The sequence below is a fragment of the Frankia sp. CeD genome, from assembly GCF_000732115.1.
Classification (GTDB): Bacteria; Actinomycetota; Actinomycetes; order Frankiales; family Frankiaceae; genus Frankia; species Frankia casuarinae.
Genome location: NZ_JPGU01000064.1, coordinates 1 through 12,905 on the forward strand (window position 1 = coordinate 1; position 12,905 = coordinate 12,905).

Annotated in this window: 11 protein-coding genes; 9 read left to right on the forward strand and 2 right to left on the reverse strand. The window is 70.1% G+C overall.

Annotated features, from left to right (window positions below):
• From CED_RS19885 to CED_RS19925, 8 genes are all read left to right on the forward strand, one after another.
• A partial coding sequence (locus CED_RS19885) for a zinc ribbon domain-containing protein (RefSeq protein WP_035913213.1) occupies positions 1-690 on the forward strand: 690 nt, incomplete at its 5' end.
• Positions 691-2,298: 1,608 nt separating this feature from the next.
• Positions 2,299-3,165, forward strand: coding sequence for a sugar phosphate isomerase/epimerase (locus tag CED_RS19895; protein ID WP_035913239.1), 867 nt, complete (start codon positions 2,299-2,301; stop codon positions 3,163-3,165).
• Positions 3,162-4,097, forward strand: a complete 936-nt coding sequence (locus CED_RS19900) for a Gfo/Idh/MocA family protein (protein ID WP_035913219.1) — start codon at positions 3,162-3,164, stop codon at positions 4,095-4,097. The genes CED_RS19895 and CED_RS19900 overlap by 4 nt, the downstream gene beginning before the upstream one ends.
• On the forward strand, positions 4,057-5,271 hold the full coding sequence (locus CED_RS19905) for a methionine adenosyltransferase (RefSeq protein WP_035913222.1): 1,215 nt from the start codon (positions 4,057-4,059) through the stop codon (positions 5,269-5,271). The genes CED_RS19900 and CED_RS19905 overlap by 41 nt, the downstream gene beginning before the upstream one ends.
• Positions 5,268-6,146 (forward strand): hypothetical protein, encoded by an 879-nt coding sequence (locus tag CED_RS26405; RefSeq protein ID WP_035913224.1) that lies wholly within the window; start codon positions 5,268-5,270, stop codon positions 6,144-6,146. Before CED_RS19905 ends, CED_RS26405 begins: the two co-directional genes overlap by 4 nt.
• Positions 6,143-7,201 carry a hypothetical protein gene (locus CED_RS26410; RefSeq protein ID WP_035913227.1) on the forward strand — a complete coding sequence of 353 codons (1,059 nt, stop codon included), beginning with the start codon at positions 6,143-6,145 and terminating at the stop codon, positions 7,199-7,201. The genes CED_RS26405 and CED_RS26410 overlap by 4 nt, the downstream gene beginning before the upstream one ends.
• Positions 7,198-7,926 (forward strand): coenzyme F420-0:L-glutamate ligase, encoded by a 729-nt coding sequence (locus CED_RS19920; protein ID WP_035913230.1) that lies wholly within the window; start codon positions 7,198-7,200, stop codon positions 7,924-7,926. The genes CED_RS26410 and CED_RS19920 overlap by 4 nt, the downstream gene beginning before the upstream one ends.
• A complete protein-coding gene (locus tag CED_RS19925) occupies positions 7,923-8,681 on the forward strand; it encodes an NAD(P)-dependent oxidoreductase (RefSeq protein WP_035913232.1) in 759 nt (252 codons plus the stop codon). The genes CED_RS19920 and CED_RS19925 overlap by 4 nt, the downstream gene beginning before the upstream one ends.
• 114 nt (positions 8,682-8,795) lie before the next feature.
• On the opposite strand, the gene CED_RS19930 is transcribed toward CED_RS19925, so the two are convergent.
• A complete protein-coding gene (locus CED_RS19930; RefSeq protein ID WP_035913234.1) occupies positions 8,796-8,999 on the reverse strand; it encodes a DUF397 domain-containing protein in 204 nt (67 codons plus the stop codon).
• A 4-nt stretch (positions 9,000-9,003) separates the two neighbouring features.
• Positions 9,004-9,861 (reverse strand): DUF5753 domain-containing protein, encoded by an 858-nt coding sequence (locus CED_RS19935; RefSeq protein WP_035913236.1) that lies wholly within the window; start codon positions 9,859-9,861, stop codon positions 9,004-9,006.
• 714 nt (positions 9,862-10,575) lie between these two features.
• On the opposite strand from CED_RS19935, the gene CED_RS19945 reads away from it, so the two are divergent.
• Positions 10,576-11,229 (forward strand): ATP-binding protein, encoded by a 654-nt coding sequence (locus CED_RS19945; RefSeq protein ID WP_084680878.1) that lies wholly within the window; start codon positions 10,576-10,578, stop codon positions 11,227-11,229.
• The last annotated feature ends 1,676 nt before the right edge of the window (positions 11,230-12,905 follow it).

Sequence of the window (12,905 nt, forward strand, 5' to 3'; positions counted from 1 at the left end):
CGCAGCACGGGCACCATCGCGGTCATGGGCCAAGCGGTGTGGCCGGCGATTCTGGACGTCGACACCTGGGAGCAGATCCGGGCGATCCTCACCGACGCCTCGCGGCGGACCAACACCAACGCGCAGAAGCTTCGGCGCATGCTGGCGGGGTTCGTCTACTGCGCCTCGTGCGGGCACAAGCTGACCGGGAACGGCACGAACGGGACGCGGCTGTACTGCCAGCGGCGTGACGGCCGCTGTCCGGCCAAGGTCCGAATCGGGGAAGCCTTCCTCGTCGGGCTGGTCTCCCGTGCCGTGCGGGGGCGTCTCGACGAGCTGGTTCTCCGGCCTGTGGCCATGGACGACCCGGCCGCCGCTGAGCTGGNGACGTTGGAGGCCCGCAAGAGCGCGCTGGCGGACCGGTGGGCATCCGGGAAGATGGACGATGACGCCTACGACGATGCCCACAAGGCCATCGTCCGCCAGATCCGCGCGGCCGAGGCCCGGATGCACACCAGCGCGCGACGGCGCGCCACGCTGCCCGTGGACGGCGCCGCAGGCTGGGATGAGCTGGGAGACGACATCGCGGCCAAGCGGGTGATCCTCACCCAACTGATCGACGGCGTGATCATCGGCGGTGATGGAANCATCGAANGCGATGAGGNGCAGCGCGTACGGATCGTGTGGCGCGACCTCAACGACCCCCGGTAGTCCCTCCCACCGAGCGAAGCCCCCGGCAGATGCCGGGGGCTTCGTCGTATCTGCCCGCATTGGCGCCTGAGAGCGACGCTGGCGCGTTGAATTGCTGGGGGCGCTGTGCCCCCCGGTGATTGCGGCGCGGGTAGAGGTAGCGGCTACGGGTAGCGGAGTCGTTGCCCGGGGCACTACCGGTCGGACCGGTCCTGACCTGCGACGCTGTGACGCTGGGCGGCATGCCAGCGATCAATGACCCGAATTTGCTAGTCAGGCATGGCTACCAGAGGGGCATGCAACCTGCACGGCGATCTTGTGTGCCGGGATGGGCGAGGTCACCGTCCCGTGTAGTGGGCCGTGTTGTCCAGGCGGGTGGTGAAGCCGTCCGCGGTGTCGCGGGTCAGCAGCAGAAGCGGCTCGACGGCGGTCAGGTCGGGGGNGTCTGTGATGCCGCCGACCTTGCGGGTGGCGGTGACGGCGATGAGGTCGCCGCCGGGGGCGAGGTCGTCGAGGTAGGCGGTGTTGCGCGGGCCGCGTTCGCCGTTCAGCAGGCACTTGGCGGCCCCCAGGACGCCGAGGGTCAGGCAGCCGCCGAGCAGGATCACGGTGGTGCCCTGGCTGAGGGTCAGGCGGGTGATGACGGTCAGATCCGCCACCAGTTCGCCCTCGGGTGCCCACAGCGGGGTCAAGCGGACCTGACCGTGGCCAGGAAAGGTGATGGCCGGGTCCGGCGGCGGGGTGAAGCGGTAGGGCAGGTGGGGGCCGAACTCGGCGAAGGCGGTGTTGCGCTCAGGGGCGCCGAGGACGATCAGGCTGTCGGGTTCGGCGTTGTAGTACTCGCCGGGGTGGAAGTCCCGGATGGTCGCGGCCGGGAAGTACTGGGCGAAGTGGACGCGGACGTAGAACAGGGCGTCGAGGTCGGCGAAGCCCGCGTAGCGGGCGTACAGCGGCTCGCTCGGCCGCTGCCGGGCCGGGTCCGCGGCGGGGAGAGCGGAGCAGATCACGTCCACGCGGGAGGTGGCGGTGATACCGAAGAACCGGCTTGTCCCGTCGCCCGGGGCGGTCCCCGCGACGCTGGCGGGGGCGTCGCTGCCCGGCGGGGGNGGNCCGGNAAGGNAGGAGCCATCGGCAATGAGCAGTGCGAGGGTGTCCAGGGCCTGTCCAGCGTGGCGGCGTACGGTTTTGGCTGAGCAGCCCAGCACTCGGGCGAGGGATTCCTGCCGCTCGGTCAGGCTGGGCCAGGAGTGTTCACCGAGCAGGTTGAAATCCGCAGCGGCATAGCGGCGCTCGTGCGGGGTCAATGCGTCGATCGCTCTGCGCAGAGCTGCTACCAGGCGTGTCGTCTCGCTCACCGCGTTCGACAGTGGCGGGGNTNGGNCGAGCAGCAGCGCGCGGNGCGGGNCGCTGAGCGCGGNGNCCGCCCCNGGATGACCGAGAGCGGGCCCTTGGCGCAGCCGCAGCAGCTCAGCGCGGATGTCCTCCGGAGAGACCCGGGCGGGGGAAAACGCCATGTGTCCAAGGGTTGTCCAACGGCCTGGATCTGTCCGGATCTTGGGGTAACTGGCGGGATGTCGCCGCTGCATGACCCACGGGGACAGTGGTGGCTCCTCACCTCTGGAGGTGGCCATGTACGCCGCTGTCGGACCGGCGACGAACACCCTGGTACTCAATCCTGACGAACTCGGCCCCGACCCGGCGCCGGGTATGGATCTTGCGGCGACGCTGGGCATCGGGCATCTGGAGATCCGCTCGGCCGGGGGAGCCAATGCTGTGACCCTGCCCGTCGATCGACTACGGCGCATTCGCGCCCTGGCCGACGAACGCGGCCTGAAGGTGGCGGCGCTGGCCTCACCGCTGTGGAAATGGTGCCGACCCGAGGCTCGGCCCGGCCGGGTGGACACCTTCGGCTTCCCGACCCAGGTCCCGCCCGAGGAACGGCTGGGCTGGATCGAGCGGGCGTTGGAGGCCGCCGCCATCCTGGGGGCCCCGGTCGTGCGGATCTTCTCTCATCTGCGCGTCGACCCGGAGTTGACTGAGCGGATGTCCGGTGACCCGCTGCTGGCCAAGGCCCTGGACGCGGCGGATACGGCCGGGGTGAGGCTGCTGCTGGAGAACGAGCCGGTGTGCACCGTCGCCCACGCCGAGCCGCTGCTGGAGATCCTGGATCGGTATCACGGGCAGGGCCTGGGACTCTGGCTGGACGTGGCGAACCTCTACGAGGTCGGCCAGGCCACCGGCGACGTTGTCCGCGCCCTGGCCCCGTATGTGGCATACGTGCACGTCAAGGACTATCGGCCCGCTGACGGGGGCGGCCGGGTGTTCTGCCCTGCCGGCGAGGGCGTGGTGCCCTACGCCGAGGTGCTGCCACTGTTGCATGCGGCCCGCCCGGCGCTGCCTTACGGGCTGGAGACCCATGTGCGTGACACCCCCGCCGACGCGCTCGCGACCGGGGCCGCGTTCCTGCGGTCGGCTGTCCCGGGCGGCGTCGCGTGAAGCGGGTGCTGCTGGTCGGAGCCGGAGAAGTCGGAGCCAAGCACCTGACCGCCCTGGCTGGCGCGCCTGACCTGGCGGTCATCGGGGTCGCTGACCCCGGCCCACGCGTCGAACTACCGCTCGACGTCCCGCTTTTCGCCTCCTGGCGGGCGGCGCTGAGGGCCGTGACGCCGGATCTGGTGGTGGTAGCCTGCCCGCCGGGGACCGCGCTTGTCGCGGCTCGGGATGCCGCCCAAGCCGGGGCGATCGTTCTCATGGAAAAGCCCGGCACCGCCGACCCGGCTGCCTTGGCGTCCCGACCGGGTGACGGGCGGATCTTCGTAGCATTTCAGCCGCACTTCGCCCCCGGCCTTGATGTTCTGCTCGTCGAACGTCCGGCTGTCACCCGTGCCGAGGTGCTGCTGGCCGTGCGGCGGGACCCCAGCTACTTCCGCGGCTGGCGCCGCACCTACGCCGCCGCCGGTGGGGTTCTGCACCAGCAGGCCATCCACGGCCTGACTCTCGCTTTGCGGATGCTGCCCGGCGACATGGAGGCGGTCGACGCAGAGGTAGTGCATCGCCGGGNCCTGGCGGAGACGGAGGATCACGTCACCGCCACCATCACGCTGTCCGGTGGCGCCATGGTGCACATCGACGCCCGTGTCGACCACTCTGGGCCGCCGGCCCACGAACTCGTTCTCCACCTCACCGACGGACGCCGTCTTGAGGTACGCGGTCGCAACCTCGAAGCCGGACTCGGCGATCCAGCCGCCGCCCCCACGCACGAGAAGCTGCGGCGCGCGATGTACGCCGCGGTGCTGGACGCCACCGACGGGCGCCCAGCTCACCCCTGTCTGTTCCCGCTGACGGCGTTGCGGCGCCCACTGGAGGTGATCGACCGTGTCTACCGCGATGCCCGCGTTGTTCGCGCCGCGCACACCGCTGCCGCATGAGTTGCCCGTCGAGGTCGTCGAACGCAAAGGGATCGGCCACCCCGATACCCTCGCCGACGGTATCGCGGAACTCGCCTCCATCCGCTACAGCCGGCACTGCCTGGAGGTGGCGGGGGCGGTGCTGCATCACAACCTGGACAAGGTCGCTGTGCTCGGCGGCCGGGCCGCTTTCACCGATACCGACGGTGTCTACGACCGGCCGCTGCGGGTTGTCTTCGGTGGCCGGATCTCCACCAGCTTCGCGGGCCGTCCGCTGCCGGTGCGGGAGATCCTCCAACAGGCGGCCGTCGACCACCTGCATGCCGCCCTGCCGGGCTTCGACCGGGTAACGCTGGAGGTGAGACACGAGACGACCGACTCCTCCAAGTTCCCCCACTGGTTCGCCCCCCGCTCCCTGGACGATCTGCCCGAAAGGCCGATCGCGTTCTCCAACGACACCGCCTACCTCGTCGGATCGGCCCCACGGACAGCCACGGAGACCGTGGCGCTACTGGCCGAGGCGTGGTTCCGGCGTTTGCCGTGGGCGGGTAGCGACATCAAGGCCCTCGTCGTCCGAGACGGCGCGACCTGGACGGTGACGGTGTGCGTGCCCGCCCTGGCCGGGTATCTGGCCAGCTCCGCGGAATTCCACGACACGGTCACCGACGTGGCCGGCGAACTGACCGCGGTGCTTCAGGAGCATCTTCAGAGCCGGGCGACGGTGGTGTGCAACACCCGCGGCAGCCGCACCGGCCCCTTGTCGGGGCAGTACTTCACACTGTCGGGGTCGGCCGTCGACTACGGCGAGGACGGTTTGGTGGGCCGGGGCAACGCCCGCACTGGCGTGATCAGCGGCGCCCACCTGGCCGGGAACGAGGCGACGTTCGGGAAGAACCCGGCCTACCACGTCGGCAAGGTAGGCGGCTGGCTCGCCGATGAGGCCGCCCGCGCGGTGGCTGCCGAGTTCGGGCCGTGCCGCGTCGCGCTGCTGTGGCGCAACGGTGCCCCCTACGACGAGCCCGCCTCTGTCGAGATCATCGCCGGCAGGGGGGCGCCACCAGGAGAGGCCGAGGAACTAGTGCGGGCCACGCTGTCCCGGACGGACTGGATGGGCGAGCTGCTGTCCGGCCGGTACCTGCCCGCCCTCGCGCCGGTCGGGGAGCTGCTGGCCGAGCTGGAGCGGACCGTCAGATGAGCGCGCACCGTCTCGCCACCGGCCACGTCTGCGCCCNCCTCNCCCTGCCCGAGCACCTGGACATCACGGCCGCGCGGACCGCCGAGCGGGCACTGCCCGGCGGATGGNCCCTGACCGCANCCCCCGCCACAGAGGCGGTGGACGTCGAAGTCACCACGGGGGCCGCGGCCGTCACCGTTGCGGGAGACACCGTGTGCCTTCGGCTGCCCCCGGCTGTGACCGCCTCGGACACATTGGCGTACGTTACCTACACCGCGACCGAGCGGGTCCGCCAGCAGCGACGCAAGGTTACGGTGCACGCCACCGCCCTGATCGCACCGGACGGGCGGGCGGTGCTGCTCCTCGGCGCGAACGGTGCGGGCAAGACGTCCACCGCGTTCGTGCTCGCGGCTCGGGGCTGGACCCATGCCGGCGACGACCTGGTTGTCCTCGGCGAGAGCGACGAGGGCGTGCTGGAGGTGTGGCCAGGCAAGTCCACCGCCGCCGTCCGTGACCCGAGCCGGCCACTCGCGCCGAAGCCCCAGCACGTGCTGGAGCCGCTCGCCACCGCGCCGGTCCCGCTGGGCCGGGTCGTACGCCTGGCTGTTCACCCGGTGCTGGTCCCGGCGTCGCTGACGCCCGCGTTGCCGCTGTCGGTGAACGAGCGGCTGCGGCTGCACGANATGCTGGCCCGCTACATCTCCGGCCTGCCCACCCCCATCACCGGCGTTGCCGGGTTGCCGTACGGGCCGGTGTGGCCACTGGACACACCCACTCTGGCCCGTTGGCGCAGCCGCATGATCGCTGCCCTGGCCGACTGCCAGTTCGAGTACCTGTACGCGCCCAACCCCGAGACAGCCGCCGGCCTGCTGACCCAGGATGCCGAGACGAGGTGAACGCCGCCGTGATCCTGCCCAGCCGCAACGAGCCAGCCACCATCACCGCCGTCACCACCGCCGTCGACACCGCCCTCGGCGACACGTCCGCGGTCATCGTGCACGCCGACTCCTCCGACTCCCCGGACACCACCGCACGCTTCACCGCCACCAGCACCCGGGCCGTCAAGGTGCCACTGACCGACCTGGTACGGGGCAAGGGCGCCCAGATCCTGGCCGCCGTCCGCCGCCTGGACCTCACCGGCGCCGATACGGTGCTGATCGCCGATACCGATACCCGCAACCCGGACCCGGCCGCCTACGCCGCACTGCTGCAACGGGTGCGGGCCGGAGGTGCCGTCGCAATCGCCGACTACCCACGGCACTGGGACGAGGCCAACCTCACCAACCACCTTGCCCGCCCACTGATCGCCGCCACCACCGGTCACGACATTCCCCAACCGCTGGCCGGAGACCTCGCCCTCTCCCGCGACGCCCTCACCGCCGTCCTCCACGCGGTCGGAGCACTACCCCCGGCGGTCTCCGCGTGCGTGGACGGGTACGGCATCGACGCCTTCCTCCTGCTGACCGCCGCCCGGCTTGGGCCCATCGCCTCCGTACGGCTCGATACACCCAAGCAGCACGCCGGCTCCTTCCCCCACCTCCCCGCCATCTACCACCAAGCCGTCCCCGTCCTCCTACACCTGACCGCGACAGGCACCCCGCCCCCGATCCCACCGGACAGCGAACCGGCGCTCTACCGGACCGCCGACCGCGACATCGAGACCGCCCGCCTTCGGTCCATGCGCGCCACGCTGNACAGCTTCGGCCCCCACCCCGGCGGCTACGATGAACATCACTGGCCGCAGGCCACCGCAGATGCCTGGCACGCCGTCACCACCGGCACGCCGGCGCCCGACGCGGCCCGCCGGCTGTGGCCTCACTACCTGCGGCGCGTGATCGACTGGCTGACCAGCGGGCAGCACGCCGCCACCTGGCAGCGGGCCGAGGCGCTCGCCGTCGCCCACGCTCGCCTGCACACCGCTGTCCTCACCTTCCCAGGAGCCCGACAATGACCGCCGCCCCGACCTCCGGCTTCTCCGCCTTCGCCCTGGAGCCCTTTCCTGAACTCCAGCCGGGCGACGACCTCGCGAGCACCATCGCCGACGTCCTCACCCACACCGGCACCGAACTGCACGACGGGGACGTCATGGTCGTCGCCTCCAAGGCCGTGAGCACCGCGGAGAAGCGTTACGTCGACCTCGCCAGCGTCACCCCCAACGCGGAGGCCCTGGAACTGTCCGCGAAGACGGGTAAGCCCGCCGAGATCGCGCAACTGATCCTGGACGCCAGCGACAGCTACTTCCTGGCCACCGAGAAAGGCCCGATCATCGCCCGGCACACACTCGGCTACCAGCTCACCTCAGCCGGGATTGACCGTGCCGGCACCGACGGCGCATGGCTGCTACCGATAGACCCCGACGCCTCCGCCCGCGCTCTGCGCGACACCCTGCTCTCCTCCACCGGCGCAGACATTGCCGTGGTGATCGCGGACTCCGACGGCCGCGCCGACCGGCGCGGGGCCACCGTCATCTCGATCGGCGCGGCGGGCGTGGCGCCCCTACGCACGACCGGGCACGGCGGCAAGAAGCAGGAGGAGACCTTCACCGACCTCATCGCCGCAGCGGCCGGGATCATCCTCGGGCAGCGAGGCCGCGGGGCCCCCGTCGCGGTGCTGCGGGGCATCTCCTACTCGCGCAGCGACGAGGGCGTGGCGTCGATGCTCCATCACCGCCCGTGACCTTGCTGATCACGGGCGCGGCCGGGACCATAGGAACCCGACTGGCGGCCGATCTGGCTGCCCACGGTGTCCCACTGCGGCTGCTCGACCAGCGACTTCCCGTCGGCGGGCCGCCCGCGGGTGCCGAGTTCGTCCAAGCAGACCTGCGCGACCTGGACGCGGTCGAGAAAGCCACCACCGGGACATCCGCTGTCGTGCATCTTGCCGGGATCACCCAGGAGGGGCCGTTCGCCGAGATGGTGGAACACAACATCACCGGCACCCACCATGTCTTGGAGGCCGCCCGCCGCGGGCGGGTTCCGCGCGTGGTGCTGGCCAGCAGCCACCACGTCACCGGCCTGAATCCCATAGGCGCCCCCACCGCGCTGCTGGCCCCCGACAGCTTCTACGCCGTAACCAAGGTGACCGCCGAGGCCCTCGGTCACCTCTACGCTTACAAGACCACCATGCAGGTCGTGGCGATACGGATAGGCAGCTNCCGCNCCCGCCCCGACGAACCCCGCCACCAGGCGACCTGGCTGAGCCCCCGCGATGCCACCACCCTGCTCTACACCGCTGCCACCCGCCCCCTGACCTGCCCCTTCCTCGCCGTGTACGGCACCTCCAACAACAGCGAGTCGTGGTGGCCGCGCACCGGCTGGGACGTCCTCGACTACCAACCGGCCGACAGCGCCGACAAGCACTCCGAGCCTGGCCCGCTGACCGACCGCTTCATGGGCGGCGTCTTCGCCGAAGACGAACTCCCCACGGCGTAGGAGCGTGATGAAGCAGCTCACCGTGCCCGGTTGCCGATCGGCCAGATCCTGTCCTCGGTGCTGCGCCAAGCCGCGCCCTATCTATCTCCGAGACGGCCGCCGGCCGGCACGGCCTCAGTCGAACTCGCCCTTGCGCGCGCCGTCCAGGAACGCTGCCCATTCGGCCTCGGTGTAGCGCAGCGTTGGGCCGTCTGGGTCCTGCGAGTGACGGACAGCTCTGCCGCCGTCGGGCAGTTCGGCGACCTCGACGCATGCTCCCTTATCGTTGGACGCGGTCGCCTTCACCCAGGTCAGCCCGCCCGGAAGTTCGGTGTTCATCCCCTCACAGCTCCTTCATCACACTTGCGATCTTGTCGGCTGACGCCTCGGCCGACAGTGCCTTCGCCTGTAGCCGATCGAAGATCTCCCGGTAGTGCCTCACTTCGTGCGGTTTCTCGATGTAGAGGCTTCCGGTCGGGATCTCTATGTACACGACATCTGGGTCGTCTTCGTCGGTGAACCCCAGATACGTGAAAGGCGTACCGAGCGGGGGGTGCGCGCCGATGCTGTACGGCGTGATCTGGATCGTGACGTCGTCACGGCTGCCCACCTCCAGGAGATGGTCGAGCTGGGCCCGATGGACGTTCCGGCCACCGACTGGTCGCCGCAGCACGGCTTCGTCAAGGACGACGTCCACCTTCGGCGGGTTCGTGCCGAGCACCCTTGCCTGCCTGTCGGCCCGCAGGTCAAGACGCTTCGCCACCTCTTCCTCACCGGCAAGCCAGTCCGTACGGATGACGGCACTGGCGTAGTCCCGCGTCTGGAGGAGACCTGGCACGACTGCGGAGTGGTAGTCCTTGATCTCCGTGGTGTCGCCTTCCAACCCGATGTAGACCTGGAGCCACCGGGGCACGACATCACCGTACGGTCGCCACCAGCCTTGCTGGGTCGTGGTCTTCGCCAGTTCGAGGACGGCTTCGCGCGTCGCGTCGTCGGTGACGCGGTACAGAGCAAGAAGATCGTTCGCGTCCTTCAGCCTGACCGACACCGCGCCGTTCTCCTGGCGATAGATCGTCTGCACGGAGCAGCGGAGCACCTCCGACGCCCGTTCCACGGACACGTTGGCCGCCTCACGCAACCGGCGTAGCTCTCGACCGAGCCGGCGGCTGCGGACGGTAGTTCCCGACGCTTGACGCGCCAACGCTTCCTCCTGCCTGGAACGTCTGACTGGCCTTCCCCCTGGGCGAGTCTCCCACCCCTCATCCTCCAACGTCGGGTAGGACCACACCACCACAACTACAGTACAGATGCACTTGCATCTAAAACCGTCAGGCTCCATCATTACCCAGCGGGCACGCTCCCATCAGCACTCCGTCACCCCCACTCGGCGGGATGGAGGCAGCCGGGTGCGCCCCGTCACGATCAGCTCCCGGCCCTCACGGCGCGCCGCCCCCGAGTGCCGGGAGCCGATCCCCCACCTCCACTGGCAACGGCATGGCAGGGAGAGCGTGATGGACGACTCGGGAGAGACCAGGCAGGAGCCTGTCAAGGCAGACCGAGGGGAGAGGGCTATAGCTGACCGCCGGTTCGTAGTGTGGGACGCGGACGGACGGCCGCTCGAAGCGTTCGCCGNCTTCGACACCGCCCACCAGTGGGCGCACGGGCGCATGCGGCAGGCACATACCCGTCTTCCCCTGACCGTTGACGATCGTGTCGCGAAGGTCAGCCGCCGCCTGTCGCACGCGCGCTGCGAGCTGGTGGCGTGGGCTGAGTTCNCCGTCCTGCCCGGCTGCGACCTGCCGTCACTCCACACGCCATCGGCGGCGGCACCGGACAGTACACCCGCACATGAACGTCACGATCACCGGCATCCGTGCTCTCAGCCGTACGTTGGCCGCAACCCGAGGGGTTCGGTATGACTGCGACCGNCCCGTCGTCTGTGATTCGGGTGGCCGTGGCGCNCTTCCCGCCGACCGCCGCCGCCGTATCCGAGGTGCGTACGAGCACCGCCCGTACGCTGCTCGGGTGGTCGGTGGACCCGGCCGCCGTGGACGTCTGCGAAGTCGTTGTCTGCGAACTGGCCTCGAACGCGGTCAAGGCGAGCCGTCCGCGTGATCTTGTGGCCATACGGCTCACCGCGACCAGCGGGAATGTCCTAGTCGAAGTGTGGGACGGCAGCGCCGCGGGTCCCCGGCTCACGAGCCCGGACGTGTTCAGCGAGGACGGGCGCGGCCTGCTCATGGTCGACGCGCTGTGCACCCAATGGTCCTGGTATCGGGTCAGATCCGGCGGAAAGGTCGTCTGGGGACAGATCCCCGGCGGGCTGCGACCCCAGATGCAGGCGACGGACGTAGGTGCGGCGCTGCCGGCACGGACTCCCCTTGCGGGGCCGGAGCCGGTGGCACCGGTCGTCTACCGCACCGATCCGCCGACGTTACGGCGGGTCGCGGACGCGCTGCGCGGCCTCGACGACTGGCACCGGCCGNCCCCCGGTCCCGCCGGTACGAAAGATCGGACGGCGACCGGTTCCCGTCACGGCCAGGCCCGACCGGAAGCCGTACGCCGATGACCGGCCGCCCTACCGTGCCCGAGCATCTGCGCCCCGTGGTGCTGCTCGCCAGGATGCGCGACCTGGCGCCCGCCGACCAGGTGACGCGAGTGCTCGGCCTGTTCGTCCCCCCGATCGATCCGGCCTCCCCCAGATGGGCCGCGCTGTGCACCGCCCTGGACACCTACGACCGCGCCACACAGGCCGGAACCGTCGACCTCACCGCGTTGCGTCGTCAGGTCGACGCGGCAGCCTCGGCCGTTCTCGGTCTCGCCGGTGCCCGCCCCGCACAGCGCACCCCCAGCNGGCACAAAGGAGTACCCGTGACGCTTGCCAGCCTCCACCACTCCGTAGCCAGGGACACGGGACAGACCAACCCCCGTCCGCCCGCCACCGCGCCGGGACCGGCGGAACCGGTCGCGGCGTTCGTCGCCAGGCAGGCACCGCGCCTGTTCGCGCTCGTCGACGACAGCGAGGATGTCCAGATCCTCGCGTGGGGACTCGCCTCCCGCGACCATGTCAATCTCGTGAGCCCCGACGGCAACCTGTGGGGGACCTTCGCTGACGTCGACCATGCCCGCGCGATGTACGCGCATGTGGTCACATCCGTCGAGATCGTCTGGTGTGTCCCCGGCCGCCACGAGTGACAGCCGGGACCACACGGGCCACGCCCGCCGACCCCAGCCGCCGGGTAACCCCGATCAGGCNCCGGTCGCTGGGCATCGACGCCCCCCACGCCCCATGACCGATACGCACCGTTCGGCCGGAATTGTGCGGCTTCCTGTCCGTCCGCCCACCGGGCCCCCCACCGGCCCGCCCACTGGACCACCCGTAAAGATGGGCGGGTCTGCAATACCGCGCTGGCGCAGGTCGCAGCACCTTTCACACCCACCCAAGCACTCCGCGACTTAAATACCCAACGGGTACTGTTGAAAAGTATAAGCGTGGACCGCGGGCGCGTAATGTGGCACCTTCCGCGCCGTTCCCCGATGACAGGACAGCTCGTGTGCCTTACCGGCCGAGCGACACCATAGGCGTCGACGTCGCTGAACGTGACGTCCGGCGCAGACGCCAGCAGACCCAGAGGGAACCCCTACACCAAGTGATCTCAGTCACATATCCATGCCTGCTTTGTGTGGGAATGTTCCGAATTGCGGCTTGTCCCAACCGATGCCCTGTCCGCGGGCCTGACGGGGGCCCTAACCGTGTACCTGCTTAGTGGGTACACCTGAGACGGTGCATCGGTGCAGCTCAGCGGGCATCTGGCACGTACCCGAGTGGGCCAAGAGCTCAGCGGGCATCTGGCACGTACCCGAGTGGGCCAAGACTCAGTGCCGTTCCTGGCATCCTATTAAATCTTGGTCACCGGTGGGTTTGATCGGCGAAACGTGCACGCTTGGCGCAAGCGGATAGTGCGGTTAACTTTTATTCACCGCATTCCCGCCGCCTGTGCTGTGAGGTGCCGTGGTCGATCCGTCCCGCCTNCCCCGTCCCGCCGACACAGACTCGTACGACGGTCCCCCGACCGCGGACAAGCCACCGCGGACTGGCACAGCGGACCCGGGCAGGGACAGCGCCACCGCGGCGCGGGACGGCGACGGACCGACACCCCTCTCTCCAGCCGACGCACAGGATGCCCGCGACGCAGAAGCGGACCGTNCCGNCCCCGGGCCGGTAGCGCGCTGGCTCGCCGAGAC